This window comes from Streptococcus sp. HMSC10E12, assembly GCF_001807855.1.
Classification (GTDB): Bacteria; Bacillota; Bacilli; order Lactobacillales; family Streptococcaceae; genus Streptococcus; species Streptococcus salivarius.
On the sequence record NZ_KV791104.1, the window covers coordinates 89,691 to 116,549 of the forward strand.

Here is a 26,859-nt window from a genome sequence, read left to right on the forward strand (position 1 = left end):
AATACAATATTTTGTGTTTAGTATTGAAACACAACCCTATATCTTGTGTTTCAAAGGCTTTTTTAGGTTCTCTAAATTAAATAGAATTTGTTTATGAAAATGGCTAAAAAAGAAATATCTCACCACGTATGTTATATAATATAACATCAAAATGCCAATTCTATTTGTTTTTTCAAAAAAAACAGTGTAGAATAAAGAAAATTTTTAACTAATGGAGGTTCAAGTATGCAAGAATACTGTTCAAATCTAACTGTAAATGGTAAGACATTCTCTTTCTATGATCTTGAAAAAGCAGCAAAATCTCATGATGTTAAGGTTGGAGAACTACCTTATACCATTCGAATACTACTTGAAAGTCTCCTCCGAAAAAAAGATGGCGTCGATGTTAAGGAATCTCACATTTCTGATCTAATGAAATTTCCGAATTTTCCAACAATTTCTGAAGTGCCTTTTAAACCAAGTCGTGTTATCTTACAAGATTTTACAGGAGTTCCTGTTGTTGTTGATTTAGCTTCAATGCGTGATGCTATAGTGGCTAATGGTGGTAAAGCCGAATTTATTAATCCCGAGATTCCAGTAGATTTGGTCATCGACCACTCTGTCCAAGTGGATTCATACGGATGTGATACTGCTCTTGAAGATAATATCAATCTAGAGTTTAAACGTAATAACGAGCGCTATGAATTTCTTAAGTGGGCTGAAAAGTCTTTTGAAAATTATCGTGCGGTTCCACCAGCTACAGGTATTATTCACCAGGTTAATATTGAATTTTTGAGTGATGTCATTATTGAAAATGATGGGCTCCTATATCCTGACTCTATGTTTGGTACAGATAGTCACACGACTATGATTAATGGTATTGGCGTCCTTGGTTGGGGCGTTGGCGGAATTGAAGCTGAAGCAGCGATGCTCGGTGAAGCATCTTATTTTCCAATTCCAGAGGTTATTGGTGTACATTTGACAGGAGAGTTGCCTAAAATTGCAACGGCAACAGATTTGGCTCTCAAGATTACTCAGGTGCTTCGTTCTGAAAATGTGGTTGGTAAATTTGTTGAGTACTTTGGACCTGGCTTGAAGAGTTTGTCTCTAGCTGACCGTGCCACAGTCGCTAATATGGCACCAGAATATGGTGCGACCTGTGGTTATTTTCCTATTGATGACGAGACTCTTAACTACATGCGTTTAACTAACCGTGATGAGGATCATATCCAAGTCACTGAAGCCTATACAAAAGCCAATCATCTTTTCTATGATCCAAGTAAAGAAGCCAAGTATACTAAGATTGTTGAAATCGATTTGTCATCTATTAAACCTTCTATCTCAGGTCCTAAACGTCCACAAGATTTGATTCTCTTATCAGATGCTAAGCAAGAATTCCAGGATGCAGTGGTACGAGAAGCAGGTGTCCGTGGTTTCGGTTTGGATAAGGAAGAGTTAGTAAAAACTGCAAACGTTGACTTTGAGGATCATTCAGAAACAATTCAAACAGGTCATGTGGCCATTGCAGCTATCACATCATGTACCAATACTTCAAATCCTTACGTTCTTATGGCAGCCGGTCTTTTAGCTAAAAAAGCGGTTGAGAAAGGATTAAAAGTCTCTCCAACAGTGAAGACATCTTTGGCACCCGGTTCTAAGGTTGTTACTGGTTATCTCAAAGCTTCAGGCTTACAAACCTATCTAGATAAGCTTGGCTTTAACTTGGTAGGTTACGGTTGTACAACCTGTATTGGGAACTCAGGAGACTTACGTCCTGAGGTGGCTAAGGCTATTGTAGAAACTGATTTATTAGCGAGTGCCGTTTTGTCAGGAAATCGTAATTTTGAAGGGCGTATTAATCCACTTGTTAAAGCAAATTTCTTGGCTAGCCCACCATTGGTTGTTGCTTATGCCTTGGCAGGTAACACGAATATTGATTTGACAACTGAACCTTTAGGCTTTGATGATAATGGTCAAGCTGTTTATTTAGAGGAAATTATGCCATCTCGTGAAGAAATTGAGACTTATGTTGATAAATACGTCACCCGTCAACTCTTCCAAGATGAATATGCCAGTGTCTTTTCTGATAGTGAGAAGTGGAATGCTATTCCTACTGAACAAAGTCAAAATTATAAATGGAATCAAAACTCTACCTATATTCAAAACCCACCTTACTTTGATGCTTTAGGAGATGATTTGAGCGTTAAACCATTGAAAGATTTGAAGGTTTTGGCTAAATTCGGAGATACGGTAACAACAGACCATATTTCTCCAGCGGGAAATATTGCCAGAAATAGTCCAGCAGCTCGTTATTTGACTGAGAATGGTGTTGATTATCAAGAATTCAATTCTTATGGTAGCCGTCGTGGTAATCATGAAGTCATGATGCGAGGAACCTTTGCTAATATTCGTATCAAGAATGAGCTAGCAGATGGAAAAATTGGTGGATATACTAAATATGATGGTGACATTCTACCTATATATGATGCTGCTATGAAATATAAAGAAGCTAATCAAGATACGATTGTAATTGCCGGTAAGGATTATGGTATGGGCTCAAGTCGTGACTGGGCGGCTAAAGGTGCTAATCTTCTTGGTGTAAAAGTAGTGCTTGCTGAGAGTTTTGAGCGTATTCACCGTTCAAATCTCGTTATGATGGGGATTTTACCAGTCCAATTTATGGAAGGAGAAAATGCTGAAAGTCTTGGATTGACAGGACAGGAGACCTTTAGCTTTGACCTTTCAGAAAATCCAGGTGTCCATGATGTTATCACTGTTACAGCTTCAACACCTGAACAAACCAAAACCTTTAAAGCCTTGGTACGCTTTGATGCAGATGCTGATATTCGCTACTATAAAAATGGTGGTATCTTGCCAATGGTTGTAAGAAAAAAATTGAAGGGAGCCTAATATGACAACAGTTGAAATTAATGGACTTAAGGATATGATTGCCTGTAATACTAGGATTTCATCTATTATCGATGATCATTTATCGTATTCGGGATATGATATTTCCGAGTTTATGGAAAATAAAGCGTCTTTTGAGGAAGTGATTTATCTCTTGTGGAATGGTCATCTTCCTACGCAAATGGAACTTAAGTACTTTGAAGCTGAGTTGCGTAAGAACTATGATATTTCTGATGCTGTAGAGCAATGCATTCTTATCCAATCTCGTCCACATTTGCACCCAATGAGTGTTTTACGTTCAACAGTCTCCCTTCTTGGGGTTTACAATGTGGACGCCGAGGAAAGATCCATGGAGGCAATTTATCAGCAAAGTATTGAATTGATGGCTAAATTGCCAACAATTATTACGACTTTTGCACGCTTACGCACTGGTAAAATGCCCCTCAAACCAAGAGAAGATTTAGGTTTTGCTGCTAATTTTCTTTACATGCTGAATGGTGTTGAACCTTCTGAAATTGAAGTTGAGGCTATGAATAAGGCCTTAATTCTACATGCTGATCATGAGTTGAATGCTTCAACTTTTGCAGCGCGTGTTTGTGCTTCGACTCTGACAGATATTTATTCTTGTGTTACAACAGCTATTGGTGCTCTAAAAGGCCCTCTGCATGGTGGGGCTAATGAACGCGTCTTTGATATGCTTAAAGAAATCCGCGAATCAGGTGATGTTTATGCTTACTTGCAGGAAAAACTTGACTCTAAAGAGAAAATCATGGGATTTGGGCACCGTGTATACAAGAAACAGGATCCTCGTGAAATTTTCTTAAGAGATATGGCTAAAAAGTTGACAGAGGGTACCGAGAATGAAGAATTCTTTAATATGTCTCAAGAAATTGAAGAGTTCATGAAAGATAAGAAGGGATTAATTCCCAATGTAGACTTCTATTCAGCCACCGTATACCATACTCTAGGAATTGACAGCGATATCTTCACACTTATCTTTGCAATGAGTCGTGTTGCCGGCTGGATTGCTCATATTCAAGAGCAGCAAAAAAATAATAAATTGATTCGTCCACGCTCGCAGTACATCGGACAAGAAAATATGACGTATATTCCTTTAGAAAAACGCTAGGGAGGAAAGCTATATGGCAGAAAAAATCGTAATGAAAAATGGACAGCTTCAAGTTTCTGATCGTCCAATTATCCCTTTTATTGAAGGGGATGGTGTTGGACATGATATCTGGAAGAATGCCCAAGCAATCTTTGACAAAGCAGTAGAAGTAGCCTATGAAGGAAAGCGTCATATTGAGTGGCAAGAGCTTCTAGCCGGTAAAAAGGCTTATGACAAAACTGGTGAATGGTTGCCGAAAGAGACTTTGGAGGCTATTCGAGAAAGTTTAGTAGCTATTAAGGGACCGCTTGAGACGCCAGTAGGTGGTGGTATTCGTTCTTTAAATGTAGCTTTACGTCAAGAACTTGATCTCTACGCTTGTGTTAGACCTGTTCGTTACTTTGACGGAGTAGCAAGTCCACTTAAGGAACCAGAAAAAACAAATATTACTATCTTCCGTGAAAATACCGAAGATATTTATGCGGGGATTGAATGGGAAGCAGGAACGGCAGATGTCAAGCGCGTGATAGAGTTTCTCCAGACAGAAATGAATGTTAATAAAATTCGCTTCCCAGAATCAAGTAGTATCGGAATCAAGCCAATTTCAATAGAAGGAAGTAAACGTCTCATTCGCTCTGCTATCGACTATGCTCTCAAGAACAATCTAAAGAAAGTGACATTGGTTCATAAAGGAAATATTCAAAAATTCACAGAAGGTGGCTTCCGTAAATGGGGTTATGAAGTGGCTCAGGAAGACTATAAAGAAGAATTGCTGGATGGTCGTTTAGAGATTAATGATATAATCGCGGATAACTTTTTACAACAGATTCTTTTAAATCCAGAAAAATTTGATGTTGTTGCCTTAACCAACTTGAATGGTGATTATGCCAGTGATGCCTTGGCTGCACAAGTTGGTGGTATCGGCATCTCCCCTGGAGCCAACATTAACTATCAAACAGGTCATGCAATTTTTGAAGCAACACATGGAACAGCTCCGGATATCGCGGATCAAGATAAAGCTAATCCTTGCTCAGTTTTATTATCTGGCTGCATGCTTCTAGATTATATTGGTTGGACTGAGGCAGCTCAACTGATTACAAGTGCTATTGAGAAGACATTTAAAGCTGATATCTTTACATCTGACTTAGCATTTGGGAAACAAGCTTATTCAACGAGTGCCTTTAGCAATCAAATTCTTTCAATTATGTGATTGTTTTTGCTCGAAAATGAAAATTAACGATTGAAAACACCGTGAAAGAAATTTTCTGAAAATGTTGTAAATAACTAGAGACTAGTATTTGCTTATGTTTTGAAAAATGAAAATGACCAGTAAAATGAGAGACAAGCTTTCGAAAAACTTGTAGAAAGTACGTTTTAACCTTGCTAATCTCAATTAGCTATGTTATAATTCTAAATTGTAAGGGTTATCATTGATAACTCAAATATTCCAAATGAAGAAGGAGAATCCATTATGGCTTCTAAAGATTTCCACATTGTTGCAGAAACAGGTATCCACGCACGTCCAGCTACTTTGCTTGTTCAAACAGCTAGCAAATTTGCTTCAGATATCACTCTTGACTACAAAGGTAAAGCAGTTAACCTTAAATCTATCATGGGTGTTATGAGCCTTGGTGTTGGTCAAGGTGCTGACGTAACTATCTCTGCAGAAGGTGCTGATGCTGATGACGCAATCGCAGCAATCGCAGAAACAATGACAAAAGAAGGATTGGCATAAGAATATGACAGAAATGCTTAAAGGAATCGCAGCATCTGATGGTGTTGCAGTTGCTAAGGCATATCTGCTTGTTCAACCGGACTTGTCATTTGAAACTGTAACAGTTGAAGATACAAGTGCAGAAGAGGCTCGTCTAGATGCTGCTCTAGCGGCGTCACAAGACGAGCTTTCTGTTATCCGTGAAAAAGCAGTTGAAAGCCTTGGTGAAGAAGCGGCAGCCGTTTTTGATGCTCACTTGATGGTTCTTGCTGACCCAGAAATGACTGGTCAAATTAAAGAAACTATCCGTGCTAAACAAGTTAATGCTGAAGCTGCTTTGACAGAAGTAACAGACATGTTTATCGCTATTTTTGAAGGTATGGAAGACAACCCATACATGCAAGAACGTGCAGCGGATATTCGTGACGTTACAAAACGTGTGCTTGCTAACTTGCTTGGTAAAAAATTGCCTAACCCAGCAACAATCAACGAAGAATCAATCGTTGTTGCTCATGACTTGACACCATCTGATACAGCTCAGTTGAACAAAAAGTACGTAAAAGCTTTTGTTACTAATATCGGTGGACGTACAAGTCACTCTGCAATCATGGCTCGTACACTTGAAATCGCAGCCGTTCTTGGTACAAATAACATCACAGAACTTGTCAAAGATGGCGACATTTTGGCGGTTTCAGGTATTACTGGTGAAGTTGTTATCAACCCAACTGAAGAGCAAATTGCTGAGTTTAAAGCAGCTGGTGAAGCTTACGCTAAACAAAAAGCTGAATGGGCTCTCCTTAAAGATGCTCAAACAGTTACTGCTGATGGAAAACATTTCGAATTGGCTGCTAACATCGGTACACCTAAAGACGTTGAAGGTGTAAATGATAACGGTGCAGAAGCAGTTGGTCTTTATCGTACGGAATTCTTGTATATGGATTCTCAAGACTTCCCAACTGAAGATGACCAATATGAAGCATACAAAGCAGTTCTTGAAGGTATGAACGGTAAACCTGTTGTCGTTCGTACAATGGATATCGGTGGGGATAAAGAACTTCCTTACTTCGACCTTCCTAAAGAAATGAACCCATTCTTAGGTTTCCGTGCTTTGCGTATTTCTATCTCTGAAACTGGTAAACAAATGTTCCGTACACAATTACGTGCATTGCTTCGTGCATCTGTTCACGGTAAATTGCGTATCATGTTCCCAATGGTTGCTTTGTTGACTGAGTTCCGTACTGCTAAAGGTATTCTTGAAGAAGAAAAAGCTAAATTGGTTGCTGAGGGTGTTGCCGTTGCAGATGATATCGAAGTAGGTATCATGATTGAAATCCCTGCTGCAGCTATGCTTGCTGACCAATTTGCTAAAGAAGTTGATTTCTTCTCAATTGGTACAAACGACCTTATCCAATACACTATGGCTGCTGACCGTATGAACGAACAAGTTTCATACCTTTACCAACCATATAACCCATCAATCCTTCGTTTGATTAACAATGTTATCAAAGCGGCTCATGCTGAAGGTAAATGGGCTGGTATGTGTGGTGAAATGGCCGGTGACCAAACTGCTGTTCCACTTCTTGTCGGAATGGGCTTGGATGAGTTCTCAATGTCAGCGACATCTGTTCTTCGTACACGTAGCTTGATGAAGAAACTTGACACAGCTAAAATGGAAGAATACGCTAACCGTGCGCTTACTGAATGTTCAACAATGGAAGAAGTTCTTGAACTTTCAAAAGAATACGTTAACGTAGACTAATCATAAAAAGTGGAGGCTTAGGCTTTCACTTTTTTTATAGCTAAACAGAGACAAAATAATTGACTCATTCTTTGGTTAGGAGTAGAATACGGCTAACCTAGGTTAATAATTAAAACTATTTTTTGTCAAAATTTTCTGAATAATTCTCGTTTAAATCTTGGATTATTTCTAAAAAAATGATAAAATAGGACTTATAATAGATAAAAGGAGTTACTATCTTGGCTAAACAATACAAAAACTATGTCAATGGTGAGTGGAAAACATCTGAAAACGAAATTACTATCTACGCACCTGCAAACGGTGAGGAACTTGGATCAGTTCCAGCGATGAGCCAAGCTGAAGTAGACGAAGTCTACGCAGCAGCTAAAGCAGCACTTCCAGCATGGCGCGCGCTTTCATATGCTGAACGTGCAGCTTACCTTCATAAAGCAGCAGATATCTTGGAACGTGATGCAGAAAAAATCGGTCAAGTTCTTTCTAAAGAAATCTCTAAAGGTTTGAAATCTGCAATCGGTGAAGTTGTTCGTACTGCTGAAATCATCCACTATGCAGCTGAAGAAGGTTTGCGTTTGGAAGGTGAAGTACTTGAAGGTGGTGCATTTGACGCTGGTAGCAAGAAAAAAATCGCTGTTGTTCGTCGCGAACCAGTTGGTCTTGTCCTCGCTATCTCACCATTTAACTACCCAGTAAACTTGGCTGGTTCTAAAATTGCTCCTGCCTTGATTGCTGGTGACGTTGTTGCCTTCAAACCACCAACACAAGGTTCTATCTCAGGTCTTCTTTTGGTTGAAGCATTTGTTGAAGCTGGTATCCCTGCTGGTGTCTTGAACTCTATTACAGGTCGTGGTTCAGTTATCGGTGACTACATTGTTGAACACAAAGCTGTTGACTTTATCAACTTTACAGGTTCAACACCAGTCGGTGAAAATATCGGTCGTTTGGCTGGTATGCGCCCAATCATGCTTGAACTTGGTGGTAAAGATGCCGCTATCGTTCTTGAAGATGCTGACCTTGATTTGACTGCTAAAAATATCGTAGCTGGTGCCTTTGACTACTCAGGTCAACGTTGTACAGCTATCAAACGTGTTCTTGTAATGGACAGTGTTGCTGATGAATTGGTAGAAAAAGTAACTGCTTTGGTAGGTAATATTACTGTTGGTATGCCTGAAGAAAGCGCAAGCGTTACACCACTTATCGATACAAAAGCAGCTGACTTCGTTCAAGGTTTGATTGATGATGCTGTTGAGCAAGGTGCGACTGCTAAGACTGAATTGAAACGTGAAGGAAACCTTATCTACCCAGCAGTCTTTGACCATGTAACAACTGACATGCGTCTTGCTTGGGAAGAACCATTTGGTCCAGTATTGCCATTCATCCGTGTATCTTCAGTTGAAGAAGCAATCAAGATTTCTAACGAATCTGAATTCGGACTTCAAGGTGCTGTCTTCACACAAGACTACCCACGTGCATTTGCAATTGCTGAACAACTTGAAGTTGGTACAGTTCACATCAACAACAAAACACAACGTGGTACAGATAACTTCCCATTCCTTGGTGTTAAAGGATCTGGTGCCGGAACTCAAGGTGTGAAATACTCTATCGAAGCTATGACTCGTGTGAAATCAACAGTATTTGATATCGCGAACTACTAAGCGTTGAATTGATTTATAACTAAAAAAGTGTAAAGGGTCCTGATAATAGGGCTCTTTTTCTTTTAAAATATGGTATAATAGAATCATATTTTGAATATAGAGAGTTTTCTGACAATGAATAAATCTTACTTTTATCTGGTAATGAAGACACATGAATTAGAGGTACCTTATACTGGTAAACTTCGTCGAGTACGTGTGCTTCTACCTAAGAATTACGAAACGGATACAGATCGTTCTTATCCAGTTGTTTATTTCCATGATGGCCAGAATGTTCTTTATAGTAAGGAATCTTTTTCTGGTTATTCTTGGAAAATTATCCCAACAATCAAACGTAATCCTGATATTTCACGTATGATTGTTGTTGCTATTGATAATGATGGTCCAGGACGTATGAATGAATATTCTGCCTGGAAATACCAAGAGTCTAATTTACCTGGTGTTCAATTTGGAGGCAAGGGTGTAGAGTATGCGGAGTTTGTCATGGATGTGGTTAAACCCTTTATTGACAAGGAGTACCGTACCCTCTCAGACCGTCAACACACAGCCATGATTGGATCTTCCCTTGGTGGGAATATTACTCAGTTTATGGGGCTTGATTATAAGGAACAGATTGGTTGTCTAGGGGTCTTTTCTTCAGCCAACTGGTTACACCAAGATGCCTTTGATCGTTACATGTCACGTCAAAAATTGGATGATGACCAACGTGTTTACATTTATGTAGGGACTGAGGAAGCTGATGATACTGACAAGACACTGATGGCTGGTAATATTAAGCAGGCTTATATAGACTCTTCCTTGAGCTATTACCATGATTTGATAGCTCGTGGGGTTGATTTGGAGAATATCAAGATTCACATTCAATCTGGTGCTGAGCATAATGAAGAGGCTTGGGCTGAGAATTTACCAGACTGTCTTCGCTTTTTCGCTGAGAAGTGGGACTAGTCTATATTAACAAAGCTATTAAAAAAATAATTTAGGAAAAGGAATAAAAATATGAATATCGAACATCTTAGCCACTGGAGTGGTCAACTTAACCGTGAAATGTATGTTAACCGTTACGGGCACGCTGGTATCCCTGTTGTGGTTTTTGCTTCATCAGGTGGTAGCCATAATGAATATTATGATTTTGGTATGATTGATGCTTGTGCACGTTTTATTGAAGAAGGACGCGTACAATTCTTTACGCTTTCAAGTGTGGATAGTGAAAGCTGGCTCTGTGATTGGAAAAATCCACACGACCGTGCTGAAATGCATCGAGCTTATGAACGTTATGTTATTGAAGAAGCTATTCCATTTATCAAACACAAAACTGGTTGGTTTGATCCAATGATGACAACAGGATGTTCAATGGGTGCTTACCATGCGCTTAATTTCTTCTTGCAACACCCTGATGTTTTCAATAAAGTAGTAGCCCTTAGTGGTGTCTACGATGCTCGTTTCTTTGTGGGTGAGTTTGGAGGGGATGAAGCTATTTACCAAAATTCCCCATCAGATTATATCTGGAACCAAAATGATGGTTGGTTTATCGACCGCTACCGTCAAGCTGAAATCATCGTATGTACAGGTCTTGGGGCTTGGGAACAAGATGGTCTTCCATCTTACTATAAACTTAAGGAAGCCTTTGAACAAAAGAATATTCCAGCTTGGTTCTCTGAGTGGGGCCATGATGTCGCTCACGATTGGGAATGGTGGCGTAAACAAATGCCTTATTTCCTTGACAATATGAACCTATAATTTCTTTGTCTATCCTATCTAAATAACTATAAAAGAGGAATTACTAATGAATTATCTTGTTATTTCACCATACTATCCACAAAACTTCCAACAGTTTACAGTTGAACTTGCTAATAAGGGAATCACTGTTCTTGGTATTGGTCAAGAGCCTTATGAGCAGTTAGATCAACCCTTGAAAGATGCTTTGACTGAGTATTTCCGTGTCGATAATTTAGAAAACTTGGATGAAGTTAAGCGTGCAGTAGCCTTTCTTTTCTACAAACATGGTCCAATCGATCGTATCGAATCTCACAATGAATACTGGTTGGAATTGGATGCAGCACTTCGTGAACAGTTCAATGTTTTTGGTGCTAAGCCAGAAGACCTTAAGAAGACTAAATTCAAGTCTGAAATGAAGAAACTCTTCCAAAAAGCTGGTGTTCCAGTTGTGCCGGGTGCTGTCATTAAAACTGACGAAGATGTGGATAAAGCTGTGAAAGAAATCGGTCTTCCAATGATTGCTAAGCCAGATAATGGGGTTGGTGCAGCTGCAACCTTCAAACTTGAAACAGAAGATGATATCAATCATTTCAAGGCTGAGTGGGATCATGAAACAGTTTATTTCTTTGAAAAATTTGTAACTTCAAGTGAAATCTGTACTTTCGATGGTTTGATTGATCATGATGGTAATATTGTCTTCTCAACAACTTTCGATTATGCCCACACTCCACTTGACTTGATGATTTACAAGATGGACAATTCTTACTACGTTCTTAAGGATATGGATCCTAAGTTACGTAAGTATGGTGAGGCAATTGTCAAAGAATTTGGTATGAAGGAACGTTTCTTCCATATTGAGTTCTTCCGTGATGGTGACGATTATATTGCTATTGAATATAACAACCGTCCAGCAGGTGGTTTCACAATCGACGTCTATAACTATGCTCATTCGTTTGATTTGTACAAGGGTTATGCGGATATCGTTGCTGGTGAACCATTCCCAGCTTCTCAGTTTGAGCCACTTTACTGTTTGGCTACTTCACGTCGTGCAAGCTCACACTATGCTTACTCAGAAGAAGAACTTTTTGATAAGTATCGTGAACAACTTAAAGTTAAGAAAATCATGCCTGCAGCCTTTGCAGAGTTGCAAGGTGACTTCCTTTATATGTTGACAACTCCAAGTCGTGAGGAAATGGAACAAATGATTGAGGATTTTGGTAAAAAAGCCTAATCTGTATATGTTAAAAGCACTTCAGAGTAAACTGAAGTGCTTTTGTAATGGCTTATTTTTCGTGAAGCTCTTGGTTTTTAAGAACCAGTTCTGATACTTTAGCGAATTTTTTAAGTTTTTTGAGGTCTTCTGGATGAGTTACCAAGCTAATGACGCTACCTTCATTTCCCATACGGCCGGTACGACCTGCACGGTGAGTGTAGGCTTCACGGTCTCGAGGGATATCGAAGTTGATGACCACTTCCAGATTTTCAATATCGATGCCTCGTGCCAAGAGGTCAGTACCTAGTAAGAGTGAAATCTCATGGTTCTTGAATTTTTCCAAGATAACCTTACGGAATTTGACGTTGATGTCACTAGCCAATGATACTGCTGAAGCTCCGTTAAATTGGAGGCGCTCTTCAGTAGCACCAAGGTCAGAAAGACTGTTGAAAAAGACAAGGCCACGGAAGTCAGGAATATTGGAGAACTTACGGAGAAGTTCGACACGGTTACGTTTATCAACACTAATATAATAATGTTTAATGGTGTCTAATTCCTGATTAGACAGGTCATAAACGATAGTATTTTCGACAAGATCTTGATCGTCAATTTTGTTGGTTGCTGAAATATAGATCATTTGATGATCACGAGGAACATGGTGGCTGATTTTTGTCACAAAGTGGTATTGGCTATCACTGAGAAGCTCATCAAATTCATCGAGGACGATAGTATTGACGTTCATCATCTTGATTTTTTTGAGTTTAATCAGCTCAAAGACACGGCCAGGGGTTCCGATGAGAATTTCCGGTCCTTTCTTCAGGCGTTCAATTTGTCGCTTTTGACTAGAGCCAGAAAGGAAGAGTTGGGCAGTGAGTCCTAGTGGCTCAGCCCACTGTTTGGTTACGTCGAAAATCTGTCCAGCAAGTTCAGAATTAGGTGCTAGGATAAGCAATTGCTGAGCTTTTTTTGGTTTGAGTGTGAGGAGCAGTGGGAGAAGGTAGGCAAGGGTCTTACCTGTTCCTGTAGGACTGATACCTAGGACATTATCTCCTTCAGTGATTGGTGCAAAGAGTTCTTTTTGAATGGCAGTCTCTGTAGTGATTCCTTTTTCTTTAAGGAGGTCTTGCCATTGTTCAGGAAAGTTTTTAAACATAAAAGTCTCATTTTCTATATGGATTTGCTTTTATTATATCATGATTTAGTGTAGAATAGATAAGAAAGACTATATTAGATAGGAATTTACCATGCCTAAAAAACCGATTATTATTGGGGTTACGGGTGGCTCTGGTGGCGGTAAGACCAGTGTTTCTCGTGCCATTCTATCAAATTTTCCAGATGAGAAAATTGCTATGATTGAGCATGATTCTTATTATAAGGATCAGTCACATTTGACTTTTGAAGAGCGTGTGTCAACGAACTACGACCATCCCTTTGCCTTCGATACAGATCTTATGATTGAACATATCAATGAGCTGATTGCTGGGCGTCCAGTGGATATTCCCATTTATGACTACACCCAACACACACGCAGTGAAAAGACTTATCGTCAAGAGCCACAGGATGTTTTCATTGTTGAAGGGATTTTGGTACTTGAGGATAAACGTTTGCGTGATTTGATGGATATCAAGCTTTTTGTAGATACTGATGATGACATTCGTATTATCCGTCGTATCAAGCGTGATATGGAAGAGCGTGGCCGTAGCTTGGATAGTATCATTGAGCAATATATCAGTGTGGTTAAACCTATGTACCACCAGTTTATCGAACCTACGAAACGCTACGCAGATGTGGTGATTCCTGAAGGTGTCACAAATACTGTTGCTATCGACTTGATTAATACTAAGGTAGCAAGCATTTTGAAAGAAAGTCAGAAAGCCTAAGCAGGAGCTTGGCTTTTTTGGTATAATTGAAACGTTATGATTATTTTACAAGGAAACAAGATTGAGCGCTCTTTCTCAGGAGATGTGCTCTTTGATAATATTAATATTCAGGTAGATGAACGCGATTGTATTGCCTTGGTTGGCCGTAACGGTGCTGGAAAATCAACCTTATTGAAAATCTTGGTTGGAGAGGAAGCGCCGACGAGTGGTGAAATCAACACAAAACGTGATTTGAATTTGTCTTACTTGGCTCAGGATAGTCGCTTTGAGTCTAGCAATACCATCTATGCGGAAATGTTAAATGTCTTTGCAGACCTACGTGCAGATGAAAAACGTCTACGTGACATGGAAATGAAGATGGCCGAGTTGACTGGGGCTGATTTGGACAAGTTAATGACTGACTACGATCGACTTTCCGAGGATTTCAGACAGCGAGGTGGATTTACCTATGAATCTGATATCAGAGCTATTCTCAATGGTTTTAAGTTTGATGAAAGCATGTGGGAGATGCCTATTTCAGATCTTTCTGGAGGGCAAAACACGCGCCTGGCTTTGGCGAAAATGCTGCTTGAGAAGCCTGAGCTCTTGGTACTGGACGAACCGACCAACCACTTGGATATCGAGACCATTGCCTGGTTGGAAAATTACTTGGTCAATTATCAGGGAGCTCTAATCATTGTCAGTCACGACCGTTATTTTTTGGACAAGGTGGCGACAGTGACCCTGGATTTGACCAAACATAGTTTAGATCGTTATGTCGGAAACTATTCAAAATTCATGGATCTCAAGGCTGAAAAATTGGCTACTGAAGCAAAGAACTTCGAAAAGCAACAAAAGGAAATTGCTAAGCTGGAGGATTTTGTTAATCGTAATATTGTCCGTGCCTCTACAACTAAGCGTGCTCAAGCCCGTCGTAAACAGCTAGAGAAAATGGAACGTCTGGATAAGCCAACAGAAGGTCAAAAGTCAGCTAATATGACTTTCCATGCGGATAAGGTCTCTGGAAATGTAGTTTTGACTGTTAGGGATGCTGCTATTGGTTATGACGATGAGATTCTCTCAGAGCCTATTTCTCTCGATGTTAAGAAGATGGATGCCATTGCCATTGTGGGACCTAATGGTATCGGAAAAACAACCTTTATCAAGTCGGTAGTAGGTAAACTGCCATTTATCAAGGGAACATCAACTTATGGTGCCAATGTTGAAGTGGGTTACTATGACCAAACCCAATCTGCCTTGACACCGTCAAACACTGTTCTTGATGAGTTGTGGAATGATTTTGCGACAACTCCTGAAGTTGAGATTCGTAACCGTCTGGGAGCCTTTCTCTTCTCAGGTGATGATGTCAAAAAGTCGGTTTCCATGCTTTCGGGTGGTGAGAAGGCTCGCTTGCTCCTAGCTAAATTATCAATGGAAAACAACAACTTCCTCATCCTAGATGAGCCGACCAACCACTTGGACATTGATAGTAAGGAAGTCTTGGAAAATGCCCTCATCGACTTTGATGGAACGCTTCTTTTTGTCAGCCACGACCGTTACTTTATCAACCGAGTGGCAACCAAAGTGATGGAAATTTCTGAGGATGGAGCGACCATTTATCTTGGAGACTACGATTACTACCTTGAAAAGAAGGCGGAGCTTGAAGAGTTAGCACGTCTTGAGGCAGAGGAAAATCAAGTATCAGAGGAAGTCCAAGTAGCTTCAGCGGGAGCTAGTGATTATCAAGCTCAAAAAGCCAATCAAAAAGAGATGCGTAAACTAAGTCGACGCATTGAGCAAATTGAAAATGAGCTAGAGACGATTGAGGAACGCTTGGAGGAAATCTCTGCTGCCATGCTTGAAACAAATGATGTGGCAGAATTGTCTGACTTGCAAAAAGAGCTCGATGACTTATCAGTTTCTCAAGAAGCTCTGATGGAAGAGTGGAGTGACTTATCAGAACAATTGGAAGGTTAAGAGATGATGAGAACCTTTTCATGTTTTGAGTTGTGAAAGGCTTACATTGTTGGTATAATGGTCTTAGTATATAAAAGGAGACTAACTTTATGAACAAAGTAAAGAAAAAAGTGTATCGTAACACAACATCTTTCAACATGATGGCATGGGGATCATTTGCCTTCTTCGTAATCTTGATGTTGGTAGGCCTCTATACCCTTAAAGAGCCTTTGATGGTTAAGGGTTACTACCTCATGGGATGTGTTGGCTTGATTTCATCTTCCTTTACAGTATCTAAGGTTGTCCGTGATAATCAAGAAGATGAAGAAAACTATAACAAACTCATCGCACAACAAACTTTCGAACAATAAGAAGAGAAGCCTGAAAAGGCTTTTTCTTTTTGCCAAACTTTAATTTATTATTTGATGAATACTTTACTCAAATAACTCAAAAGTCTCTTAAGTAAGTATAATATTAAAATTAAATAAAAAATTAAAAAATCGTTGACACCTTATTTCTTTTAAAATATACTGATGATATCAAATTAATTTGGAGTTTAATATAATGAAATTACGTAGTATGACTTTTCTATCATTACTTATAATTTTTTCGATAGGAGTGGCGCATGTCAATGCAGATTCAAAAGTTGAAAATGAGGTAAAGACTCCTATATCTTCTAAAAATTTAGATGAAGAATATTATGATGATTTAGTGACTGATTTTAAAAAAGCCGGATTTACAGATGTTGTAGTTAAGAAAGATGAAGATCTTATTTTTGGATTTGTACATTTCGATGGAGAAGTAGAGGAAATTCAAATAGGAAAAACTACGAACTTTAAAAAAGGAGCATCTTTTTCAAAGAATGACAAAGTTACAATAACTTATCATACATATTCAAATAGTGATCAGAAAGTTCTAAAATTGGAACTTAATAGAGAGTTTACAGCTGATGAAAATGGCAATGTTGAAGTTAGTGGTATTACAGAAAAGGGAACACAAATATCGTCTTCAGATGAACAGAGTACAGATGCAAAAGAAGATGGTAAGTTCAGCATGTCATTTAAACTAAAAGGTAAGGATGATTCTAGAATTAGACTTGATTTGAAAAATGGAAAAAAGAATCGAGTTAAATATATAACATTGCATCAGAATAAAAAGGTAATTGAAAAAATTGAATCATCAGAAGAAGCTAGTGCATCATCAAGTATAGCTGCATCAGAAAATGCAGCCAGAGAAAAACAGAAGATAGATGATTATAATAAAAACCATATTGCGTATAAAATTGATTTTTATGATTATAAAAAGTTTTATATTCTAGATACTCAAAATCATCAAATTTTTGAGATAACAAAATATGATAATGAAGAAAATGCCGTAGTCACTACCGCTTCTTATGTAGGAGATATGAATACAGCAATTGATTTTACGTTTGATTTTGGTGAAGGTGGTAGCTACTCAATGCATGCATATAATAAGTACAATGGTTTACCCAAATCTGGTGCAATTTTTACAGGTGTAAATGATGGAATTAGTAATAAAGCTAGCTATTTAGAAGATTCTTATGGAATTGCTAAAAAATACTTAGGTGTTGAGTGATGTACAATTCTCATACTAGATAAAAAGTATAATTTAGCATTAAGTTATTTATAAATTGTTTTAATAAATACAAATAAACTCTTCATGAAGCAATTAAATAAAGCTAGATGAGACTTTCCATTGTGAAAAAAGTGGCTGAATCATTTTAGAACCAGCCACTCGGAATTTTTGAGACTTTAGGCTCAAAAATTAGTCATGGAACTTCGAAGAAGGTCGCTGACGTCCGTACTCACTTAAAGGAAGTCTGAAAAAGATTATATTTAAAGAAGCCTGAAAAGGCTTTTTCTTTTTGCAGAAAATGCACAAATATTCTGACTCTTTCCTAGTGGAAGTGTTATAATGGAGTGAAGAGGGTTAGATGGTTTTGGAATGAGATAAGTCCAATTCATCAGCCTCAATGCCTTATAAGACTAATTATCGTATAAGAATGCGTTAGTGAAAAGGTAGGTAATATTATGGAATTCAAAGTGAAAGATGGTCAAATCATCTATTATCGTGATCTCGGTAAAGGCTTTCCAATTGTTTTTTTGCATGGCAATAATTTGTCAGGAAATTACTTTGGTAAGCAAGGAATTCTGTATCGAGACTATCGTTTAATTTTCATTGATAGTCGTAATCACGGCAGGTCCAGTCGTCATAGTGTTAAGATGACCTTTGAACAGATGGCTGCCGATTTGGAGGAAATTTTGCAATATTTGAATATCAAGAAGGCCTTATTTGTCGGTCATAGTGATGGTGCCAATTTGGCTATGGTTTATGCTAGTCGTTATCCTGACCGGATTGCAGGGCTTTTGCTTAATGCGGGAAATATGACCTTTAATGGGTTGACGAGACGCTCAAGATTCGCGGTCTATCTACAATATCTTTGCTTAAAAGCCTTGTCACCATTTTCATCTAAAATGGATATCATGGCTCAGGTAACGGGGCTTATGCTTCATGACTTGCCACTAGATAGGGAACGTCTACATCAGGCTGCCTATCCTGTTTGGGTAGTTATGGGGCAAAGGGATGTTATCAGTATCAGGCATTCTAGGGAGATTTCAGAACTCTTTCCGATTCATAAGCTCTATGTCCAACGTCGTGAAGGGCATCGTCTAGCTCAACGTAAATATAAGATTTTCAATCAAATGATTCGTGAGCTTGTGAGAATTAGTCGAAAAGAGGTGGTGGCATGAAGCGTCTTTTAGAGAGACTTCAACCTTTAAAAGCGGCCGTTAAATCTATCTTCTTTATCTCGATTACGGTTCTTGTCGTCATAGAATTGGTTCGCCTCAAACGGACCATCACTTTAGAGTCACTTGAGTCAGCTCTGGCCGGTTTGTCTATTTGGCATCTTGTTTTGATGGCTATCATCGGACTAGTCGCTGTCTCCCCTATGCTCTTTTATGACATCATACTGAATAAGGAGCTAGAAACGGATTATTCCAAATCCTATATCTTAGAAACAAGTTGGGCTGTTAACACCATCAATAATTTAGCTGGTTTTGCTGGTTTGGTCGATGTGGGTCTGAGATATTCCTTTTATTCTGAGGATGGGCAGGAAAAGACGGGTGTTAAGGCACTTTCTCGTTTATTGCCTTACTTTATGTCTGGCCTATCCCTTTTAAGTGGTTTGGTATTCGCTGTCTTTTGGTTCTTCCCTCTAAGTCCAGATTTAAGAAAGTATTGGTTACTGTTATTGGGTATTTTCCTTTATCTGCCTTTTATTTTCTTTGTTTCTAGTCGTGAAAAATTAGCCTATTTTGGTCAAGTACCATTGAAAACGAGGCTAAGTCTTCTTTTAGCTTCGACAGCTGAATGGGGAACGGCCCTTGGAAGCTTTGTAAGTGTAGCTTATTTAATGGGCTTGCATGTTCCTCTTTATAATCTGATTCCTCTTTATTTCCTAGCGGTTATTATTGGTATCTTCTCTATGATTCCGGGCGGGATTGGTAGTTTCGATTTGATTGTGATTACCGGTCTGACCTCTATGGGGGTTAGTAATGCTCTTGCGGTTAGTCTGCTCTTGCTCTTTCGTTTAACTTACTACGTTATTCCCTTCTTGTTAGGTGTTGTCTTCTTTTTCAAACACATGGGAGGGCGTATCAACGAGAAATACTTCAAACTTTCTTCACGAGTATTTGGTGGAACTCTCCACCGTTTTCTCGTGTATTTGCTGCGTTTTTTAGGGATTTTCTTGATTTTGTCAGCCTTAATCCCTGAACGCTTGGCAAATGTCTACTTTATTAGCAGTTTTGATCCTATTCAGGAACAGTTGATTTGGCAATTCCCAAGTATCCTATTTGGAACCCTATTCATTTTCATGGCTCGTCTCATCAGACGCCGGGTTAAGGGAGCTTTCATTGCCTCCTTAATAACCTTTGTCTTGACCTTGATTTATGTCAATCTCAATGGTATTTCTTGGGCTATGTCTTTCCTAATTGTACTCTCTTTGGTGCTTATGTTGATCATCAGAAAGAGGTTGTATCATCGTTACTTTGTTTATAGTTGGGAAGACAAAACAAAGGATTTCCTTTTCCTAGCCTTTACTATTCTGGTTCTTCTTGTTCTGGGTGGCAGCGGTTTTTGGTCTCATTTATTGCCACCTAAGAACCGGGATGTTCTTGGACATTTTGTTCATATTTGGTTTGATATTTTACTGGCATCAGTTATCATTGCAACTATTGTTTGGGGAGTCTTGAGAATTTTGGCACCCCGCAGGCCTTTTGGTCAAAGCATGGATGACGAACGTTTCACAGCTCTCCTTGAGAAATACGGAGGTGCATCAGAAAGTGCCTTGGCTTATTTACATGATAAACGCCTCTTTTGGTATCGTGTTGATGGACAAGACCAGGTAGTTTTCCAATTTGCACAAACCAGCAATAAGTGTGTGGTTATGGGAAATCCAATTGGTAATGAAAACTATTATCGTCCAGCTTGGGAATCTTTCTTGAAGACACTATCAGATTGGAATTTACAAGCCTTGTTTTATGAGGCAGACGAGAGTATTACCCTGATGCTTCATGATTATGGCTTTGATTTTATGAAATTTGGGGAAAACGCCATGGTTGATTTGACGACATTCTCTGTCGATGGTAAGCATGGTAAGAAGTTCCGTAAACCAACCAATCGTGTTGAAAAAGCAGGTTTCCAGTTTAAGTTGCTTGATCCTCCATTTTCAGAGACTCAGATGCAAGAAATGAAGGCTGTCTCAGATATTTGGCTTAATGGCCGTAAGGAGAAGGGCTTCTCACTTGGCTTCTTTGATGAAACCTATCTGCAGCAGGCACCGATTGCTATTGTTGAGAGTGAGGAAGGAGAAATTGTAGCCTTTGCTAATATCATGCCAACCAAAAACAAACGGGTGGCGACAATTGACCTTATGCGTTATGACTTTGAAAAGGCACCTGAAGGCATCATGGATTACCTCTTTGTCAAACTCTTCCAGTACTTCCAAGCAGAAGGAAAGCAATACTTTGATATGGGGATGGCTCCACTCGCGAATGTGGGTACTGAAGAAGATAGCTTCTTGGAAGAAAAGGTCGCCAATTTGGTCTATGTCTTTGCCCAGCGTTTTTACTCTTTTAGTGGACTCCAACGTTATAAGGAGAAGTTCTCTCCAATATGGTCTCCAAAATACATTGTTTATCCTAAACGAACTTGGCTCTTGTTTGATATGATTGCCATTTTAAGGATTGATAATCGTAAAATTGAAGATAGATTGAAGAAAAGACGTCTTTGGAAATAGATATGAAAAAATAGCGAAACCCTAGGGTTTCGCTATTTTGCTATGTCATAGAATTATTTCTCAAATTCTGCTTTTGATTTAGTATCTGCGTATTCTTCTGCAATCTCACTTGAGAGAATGTCATCGTAACTTGGCAATTTAATGTCTTGGCCATATTTGTTACGAAGGGCAGTTGTGACCAAACGGTAGGCGAGGTTGGCGTTACGAGAAAGAATTGGTCCATGGAAGTAGCTACCATAAACATTTTTATAGTGGACACCTTCAGTACCATCTTCCTTGTTATTACCATTACCGTAGACCACTTTTCCAAGTGGTTTTTCATCCTCAGAAAGGAAGGTGCGTCCTTGGTGATTTTCAAAACCATAGTAAGTTTCATCAAACTCTTCGTTATGGATTTTGATATCACCGATGTAACGGTTATTTTCTTGATTAAGGGTGTAGTGGCCCATGACGCCGATACCATCAATACGGACACCGTTAGCCTGGATATAATATTGTCCAAGAAGTTGGAAACCACCACAGATGGCTAGGATTACTTTATTATCTTGGATAAATTGACCAATGGCATCACGTTTAGATGGGAGATCTTTGGCAACGATGGATTGTTCGTAGTCTTGACCACCTCCAAAGAAGACCATGTCGTAGTGGTCCTTGTCAAAGTCATCTCCAACTGAAACGATGTCGAAGGTCATCTTAGCACCAAGTTTCTCCCCCACGTATTTGATCATAAGGACATTACCGTTGTCACCGTAGGTATTGAGCAGATTACCATAAAGGTGGGCAACAATTAGATCATAGGTATAGTCACGATTTTCTGGAGATTTGAGTGAAGTATAGGTCATTAGTTCATCTCCTTTCCGACAGCATGACGTTGAGCAAGAATATCACGGAATTCAAGCATGGCAGTATAGGTCGCCAAGATATAGGCATGGTCGCAATCTTGTTTTTCAATCAAAGCCATAATATCTTCAAGTTTTTCTGCTTGCGTAATCTTATCCTCTGGATAGCCAGTCACACGAAGGCGGCGGGCAATTTCAGAATGGCGAACACCACCAGCATTAATCTCAGGGATATCCATCTCGAGAATGCTTTCAAAGTTGGCATCCCAAATCCAGCTGGTGTCAATACCATCAGCATAGTTAGCATTAAGAAGGACTGACAAGCTAAATGGATAATCTGCAAGTTTAATCATGTCAAGAGCTTGGCTGGCTCCTACGGGATTCTTAATTAGTACGAGGGTACATGATTTGTCACCAATCTTAAAAGTTTCTTGGCGTCCAAAGACAGCACGGCTCTTATCAAAACCAGCTTTGATTTGCTCTGGAGCTACTCCGAAGAATTCAGCGACAGAAACAGCAGCAAGGGCATTGTAGATGTTATAAAGACCACCGACATTAATCTTGTAATCTTGTCCATCAATAACAAATTCAGAAGTAGTGTTGGTGATTTTAGTCAACTCTGTCAGCTTATAATCTAATTCTGGACGGTGGAAGTCGCAGTTAAGGCACACATAGTCTCCCAAGTTAGCGTATGTATTAAGGCGATACTGGAGGATACTCTCACATTTAGGGCAGACAATGCCTTCAGTATTATAATGTGCCAGCTCTGGATCATGCTTTTTAGTGTCAAAACCGTAGAAACGCACGGGATTGACTACCTCTTTAGAATTGAAAAGAGGACTGTCTCCATTAGCCAAAATAGCAGCCTTAGGCGCCTTAGCAGCACCATCTAAAATCATCTGATAAGTGGTATAGATTTCACCATAGCGGTCCATTTGGTCACGGAAAATATTTGTGAAGACAAAAAGACTTGGAGTGATGTATTCAGTGATTTTTGGAAGGCTGGCCTCGTCAATTTCCAAGACAGCGATTTTCTTACCAGACTTGGCTTTTTTAGCTGTTAGGAAAGTAGAAGTGATCCCTGTGATCATGTTGGCTCCGCTAGGATTGGTCACAATCTCACCAAAAGCTTCTCTAAGAATACCTACTGTTAAAGCTGTTGTCAGAGTCTTACCGTTGGTTCCAGTGACAACGACAATCTCGTAGTCCTTGGCTAAAGTGTCTAAAATATCTTTGTCAAATTTAAGGGCAATTTTTCCAGGCAGGGTTGAACCACGTCCCAATTTTGAAAGGACGAAATGGCTAGCTTTACCCGCCAGAATTCCCATGGTAGTTTTCATAGTCATGAATTTATTTTATCACAAAAAGTAGTGATTGTAGTCTCAAAATAGTTAGAATTCGTGGTATAATAGAAACTGTTTAAAAATTAAAAGAAAGTGTGATATGTATGGGAATACTTTCGTCCATTGATATTGATTTTTGGCGGTCACTCTTTGATAGTCCGCTGAAAGTTATCGTCAATAGTTTGGACATATTGATTGTTGCTTTTTTAATTTATCGCTTTATTAGGGCCTTACGAGGAACAAAAATTATGACCCTTGTTCAAGGGGTTGTCTTATTTATTTTAGTCAAACTGATTTCTGATTTTATAGGCTTCACGACGATTTCTTATTTGATGAATCAGGTCATCAACTATGGAGCCATTGCGGCGGTTGTGATCTTTGCGCCAGAGCTTCGTTCTGCTCTTGAAACCTTTGGACGTACGCCTCAGCATTTTTTGCAAAATAAAGAGGTTAGTTCAGATGAGAAGTTGGTTCAAGCCTACGTTAAAGCTGTTAAGTACATGAGTCCTCGTAAGATTGGGGCCTTGGTTTCTATTGAACAGACTCAGACCTTACAAGAGCAGATTGCGACTGGAATTCCACTTGATGCGGTGGTGACTGGGGAACTTTTAATTAATATTTTCATTCCAAATACACCGCTTCATGATGGGGCAGTTATCATCAGAGATAACAAGGTTGCGACGGCTTGTTCTTATCTGCCATTGACGGAATCTAATAAGATTTCCAAAGAATTTGGAACTAGGCATAGGGCTGCCATTGGTCTTTCAGAACAAACAGATGCGCTTACCTTTGTTGTGTCAGAGGAGACTGGTGCGATTTCCATTGCTTACAAGGGAAATTTCATCCATGATCTTTCTATTCAAGAATTTGAAGAAGAGTTGAGTCTTATCTTGTTGAAAGAACAAGAACCACGTCAGTCATTCTTCCAACGTTGGATTGGAGGTAGCAAAAAATGAAGCGTTTGGTAAATTTCTTTAAAAACGATCGTTTATGGCAGATACTAGTTGCACTCTTCTTTGCTGTGGTACTCTTTTTCACAGCCTGGTCGGGGAACTCGCAAAATAAAAGCAATAGTTCAAGTGCATCTAATACCTTTACACAAACCGTTGAGTCGGTCCCTGTGGATATTAAATATGATAGTGATAAGTACTTTATCAGTGGTTATTCCTATGATGCCGAAGTCTATTTGACAGCGACAACACAACTGGCGTTAACGACTGAGACAAGTAGTGATACACGTCACTTTAAATTAGTTGCTGATTTGTCAAATTTAGGCCAAGGAACCAGTCGAGTACCTATTCAGGTTAAGGATCTTCCAGCCGGAATGTCTGCGCAAGTGTCACCATCAACCTTGACAGCAACTATTGGTAAAAAAGCCAGCAAGACCTTTGACGTAGTAGCTAACATCACTTCTGATAAGTTGGCAAATGGCTATGAGGTTAAAAAGGTTAGCCTGGATAACACCAAGGTAGAAGTGACCTCGAGTGAAGATATCATTAATCAGATTGACCATGTTCAAGCAGTATTGGAAGGTGATTCCAACCTGTCTGAAGATTATGATGGTAACTTGGTTCTTCAAGCAGTTTCGACAAATGGTACAGTCCTAGCAAGCTCTATCTCACCAGCTAAGGTACATGCAAAGATTAGTTTGAGAAAATTAAGCAAATCTGTCCCTGTCAAGGTCGAACTGACTGGAGATAAGGCTAGCAATGTGTCTAGTATCAGCTACAGTTTTGATCGTGGGCATGTGACTATCGTTGGTAGCCAAGAAGCTATGGATAAGATTGATAGCATCACAGTCCCAGTAGACATTAGTCAAGTGACTAAGGACACTTCAAAAACCATAGACCTTAAGGCAGAAGGTGTTACGGTTCAGCCTGGCACTGTTAAGGTTAACTTAAAAGTCACGCAAAAATAGGGGGAGTTACATTTTCTCCCAAATTCATGTATAATGGATGGGATTGAGAGGGACTAATCTCACAAAAATGTAACCAATTAAAAATGTTTAAAATCAAGGGTTGAAAATATTGGCGAAATCTTATAAAGTTAGATTATCTAGATAGATTTCACTAGATTGACTCTTGCTAAACAGCATCACAGTTTAAGGAGGATTTAGTGCTCAAGCACTAATAATAAAATTATGGGTAAATATTTTGGAACAGACGGTGTTCGTGGAGAAGCAAACGTTGAACTTACGCCTGAATTGGCCTTTAAATTAGGTCGTTTTGGTGGTTATGTGCTTAGCCAACATGAGACTGGCCGTCCTAAAGTTTTTGTGGCACGTGATACACGTATCTCTGGTGAGATGTTGGAATCTGCCTTAGTAGCAGGTTTGCTCTCAGTGGGTATTGAAGTCTACAAACTTGGAGTACTTGCAACACCTGGCGTCTCATACTTGGTTCGTACAGAAAATGCAAGTGCCGGTGTTATGATTTCAGCCAGCCATAATCCAGCTCTTGATAATGGTATCAAGTTCTTTGGTGGCGATGGCTTTAAATTGGATGATGCGCGTGAAGCGGAAATTGAAGCCCTTCTCGATGCTGCAGAAGATACGCTTCCACGCCCTTCAGCTGAAGGACTTGGAACACTTGTTGATTATCCAGAGGGTCTTCGTAAATACGAAAAATTCTTGGTAGCTACAGGTGTTGACCTTGGTGGCATGAAAGTTGCTTTGGATGCGGCTAATGGTGCGGCTGCGGTATCTGCACGTAATATTTTCCTTGACTTGAACGCAGAAATCGCTGTCATTGGTGACCAACCTGATGGCCTTAACATCAATGCTGGTGTTGGTTCGACACACCCAGAGCAGTTGCAAGCCTTGGTTAAAGAAACTGGCTCAGCAATTGGTCTTGCCTTTGATGGAGACAGTGACCGTCTCATCGCTGTTGATGAAAATGGTGATATTGTTGATGGTGACAAGGTGATGTACATCATCGGTAAACATTTGTCACAAAAAGGCGAGTTGGCTAAAAATACCATTGTAACGACAGTTATGTCAAACCTTGGTTTCCACAAGGCACTTGACCGTGAAGGCATTAACAAGGCAGTGACTGCTGTTGGTGACCGTTACGTTGTTGAAGAAATGCGTAAAAACGGGTACAACCTTGGTGGTGAACAATCTGGACACGTTATTATCATGGATTACAACACAACTGGTGATGGCCAATTGACAGCAATCCAATTGACTAAAGTCATGGTTGAAACAGGTAAGAGCTTGTCTGAATTGGCTTCAGAAGTGACTATCTATCCACAAAAATTGGTTAATATTCGTGTGGAAAATAGCATGAAAGATAAGGCTATGGAAGTTCCTGCCATTGCCGCGATCATTGAAAAAATGGAAGCTGAGATGGCTGGAAATGGCCGTATCTTGGTTCGTCCAAGTGGTACCGAACCTCTCCTTCGTGTTATGGCAGAAGCACCAACAGATGATGAAGTAAACTATTACGTTGATACGATTGCTGATGTTGTTCGTGCAGAAATTGGATTGGACTAAG

Annotated in this window: 21 protein-coding genes; 18 read left to right on the top strand and 3 right to left on the bottom strand. The window is 39.4% G+C overall.

The annotated features are described in order from the left end of the window. The first annotated feature begins 225 nt into the window (after positions 1–225). From acnA to HMPREF3112_RS07255, 9 genes are all read left to right on the top strand, one after another. Entirely contained in the window at positions 226–2,889 is a 2,664-nt protein-coding gene (acnA, locus tag HMPREF3112_RS07215; protein WP_070438940.1) for an aconitate hydratase AcnA, read from the top strand. 1 nt (position 2,890) lies between these two features. Beyond that, complete coding sequence (locus HMPREF3112_RS07220; protein ID WP_064524704.1) at positions 2,891–4,015, top strand: citrate synthase; 1,125 nt, start codon at positions 2,891–2,893, stop codon at positions 4,013–4,015. 13 nt (positions 4,016–4,028) lie between these two features. Then, positions 4,029–5,204 carry an NADP-dependent isocitrate dehydrogenase gene (gene icd, locus HMPREF3112_RS07225; RefSeq protein ID WP_070438943.1) on the top strand — a complete coding sequence of 392 codons (1,176 nt, stop codon included), beginning with the start codon at positions 4,029–4,031 and terminating at the stop codon, positions 5,202–5,204. Positions 5,205–5,465: 261 nt separating this feature from the next. Continuing rightward, positions 5,466–5,729, top strand: a complete 264-nt coding sequence (locus tag HMPREF3112_RS07230) for a phosphocarrier protein HPr (RefSeq protein ID WP_002884015.1) — start codon at positions 5,466–5,468, stop codon at positions 5,727–5,729. Positions 5,730–5,733: 4 nt separating this feature from the next. Beyond that, positions 5,734–7,467 carry a phosphoenolpyruvate--protein phosphotransferase gene (gene ptsP / locus HMPREF3112_RS07235; RefSeq protein ID WP_070438946.1) on the top strand — a complete coding sequence of 578 codons (1,734 nt, stop codon included), beginning with the start codon at positions 5,734–5,736 and terminating at the stop codon, positions 7,465–7,467. A 218-nt stretch (positions 7,468–7,685) separates the two neighbouring features. After that, positions 7,686–9,119, top strand: coding sequence for an NADP-dependent glyceraldehyde-3-phosphate dehydrogenase (locus tag HMPREF3112_RS07240; protein WP_070438949.1), 1,434 nt, complete (start codon positions 7,686–7,688; stop codon positions 9,117–9,119). Positions 9,120–9,233: 114 nt separating this feature from the next. Further along, the gene (locus HMPREF3112_RS07245) at positions 9,234–10,061 is read left to right on the top strand and encodes an alpha/beta hydrolase (protein WP_070438952.1); all 828 of its coding nucleotides are present in this window, start codon (positions 9,234–9,236) and stop codon (positions 10,059–10,061) included. Between the two features lie 51 nt (positions 10,062–10,112). Beyond that, positions 10,113–10,853, top strand: a complete 741-nt coding sequence (locus HMPREF3112_RS07250; RefSeq protein WP_002884014.1) for an esterase family protein — start codon at positions 10,113–10,115, stop codon at positions 10,851–10,853. 46 nt (positions 10,854–10,899) lie between these two features. Then, on the top strand, positions 10,900–12,063 hold the full coding sequence (locus HMPREF3112_RS07255) for an ATP-grasp domain-containing protein (protein ID WP_022495748.1): 1,164 nt from the start codon (positions 10,900–10,902) through the stop codon (positions 12,061–12,063). A gap of 52 nt (positions 12,064–12,115) precedes the next feature. On the opposite strand, the gene HMPREF3112_RS07260 is transcribed toward HMPREF3112_RS07255, so the two are convergent. After that, positions 12,116–13,198 carry a DEAD/DEAH box helicase gene (locus HMPREF3112_RS07260; protein WP_070438955.1) on the bottom strand — a complete coding sequence of 361 codons (1,083 nt, stop codon included), beginning with the start codon at positions 13,196–13,198 and terminating at the stop codon, positions 12,116–12,118. Positions 13,199–13,289: 91 nt separating this feature from the next. On the opposite strand from HMPREF3112_RS07260, the gene udk reads away from it, so the two are divergent. The 6 genes from udk (at position 13,290) to mprF (ending at position 21,183) form a co-directional block, all read left to right on the top strand. Then, complete coding sequence (gene udk / locus HMPREF3112_RS07265; RefSeq protein ID WP_002890688.1) at positions 13,290–13,925, top strand: uridine kinase; 636 nt, start codon at positions 13,290–13,292, stop codon at positions 13,923–13,925. 36 nt (positions 13,926–13,961) lie between these two features. Next, the gene (locus HMPREF3112_RS07270) at positions 13,962–15,881 is read left to right on the top strand and encodes an ABC-F family ATP-binding cassette domain-containing protein (RefSeq protein ID WP_070438958.1); all 1,920 of its coding nucleotides are present in this window, start codon (positions 13,962–13,964) and stop codon (positions 15,879–15,881) included. 89 nt (positions 15,882–15,970) lie between these two features. After that, positions 15,971–16,231 carry a YiaA/YiaB family inner membrane protein gene (locus tag HMPREF3112_RS07275; RefSeq protein ID WP_002883990.1) on the top strand — a complete coding sequence of 87 codons (261 nt, stop codon included), beginning with the start codon at positions 15,971–15,973 and terminating at the stop codon, positions 16,229–16,231. 193 nt (positions 16,232–16,424) lie between these two features. Further along, positions 16,425–17,456 carry a hypothetical protein gene (locus HMPREF3112_RS07280; protein ID WP_070438961.1) on the top strand — a complete coding sequence of 344 codons (1,032 nt, stop codon included), beginning with the start codon at positions 16,425–16,427 and terminating at the stop codon, positions 17,454–17,456. A gap of 455 nt (positions 17,457–17,911) precedes the next feature. After that, on the top strand, positions 17,912–18,631 hold the full coding sequence (locus tag HMPREF3112_RS07285; RefSeq protein WP_002884019.1) for an alpha/beta fold hydrolase: 720 nt from the start codon (positions 17,912–17,914) through the stop codon (positions 18,629–18,631). After that, on the top strand, positions 18,628–21,183 hold the full coding sequence (gene mprF, locus HMPREF3112_RS07290; protein WP_070438963.1) for a bifunctional lysylphosphatidylglycerol flippase/synthetase MprF: 2,556 nt from the start codon (positions 18,628–18,630) through the stop codon (positions 21,181–21,183). Before HMPREF3112_RS07285 ends, mprF begins: the two co-directional genes overlap by 4 nt. A 53-nt stretch (positions 21,184–21,236) precedes the next feature. Here the strand turns inward: mprF and gatD are convergent, their stop codons facing one another. Together gatD and murT are read right to left on the bottom strand one after the other, a co-directional pair. After that, entirely contained in the window at positions 21,237–22,025 is a 789-nt protein-coding gene (gatD, locus tag HMPREF3112_RS07295) for a lipid II isoglutaminyl synthase subunit GatD (RefSeq protein WP_070438966.1), read from the bottom strand. Continuing rightward, positions 22,025–23,368 (bottom strand): lipid II isoglutaminyl synthase subunit MurT, encoded by a 1,344-nt coding sequence (gene murT / locus HMPREF3112_RS07300; RefSeq protein ID WP_070438969.1) that lies wholly within the window; start codon positions 23,366–23,368, stop codon positions 22,025–22,027. Before murT ends, gatD begins: the two co-directional genes overlap by 1 nt. 101 nt (positions 23,369–23,469) lie before the next feature. On the opposite strand from murT, the gene cdaA reads away from it, so the two are divergent. The 3 genes from cdaA (at position 23,470) to glmM (ending at position 26,858) form a co-directional block, all read left to right on the top strand. Further along, the gene (cdaA, locus tag HMPREF3112_RS07305) at positions 23,470–24,321 is read left to right on the top strand and encodes a diadenylate cyclase CdaA (protein WP_070438972.1); all 852 of its coding nucleotides are present in this window, start codon (positions 23,470–23,472) and stop codon (positions 24,319–24,321) included. Next, on the top strand, positions 24,318–25,283 hold the full coding sequence (locus HMPREF3112_RS07310; protein WP_064520533.1) for a CdaR family protein: 966 nt from the start codon (positions 24,318–24,320) through the stop codon (positions 25,281–25,283). The genes cdaA and HMPREF3112_RS07310 overlap by 4 nt, the downstream gene beginning before the upstream one ends. 222 nt (positions 25,284–25,505) lie before the next feature. Further along, positions 25,506–26,858, top strand: coding sequence for a phosphoglucosamine mutase (glmM, locus tag HMPREF3112_RS07315; RefSeq protein WP_013990769.1), 1,353 nt, complete (start codon positions 25,506–25,508; stop codon positions 26,856–26,858). Position 26,859 lies beyond the last annotated feature (1 nt).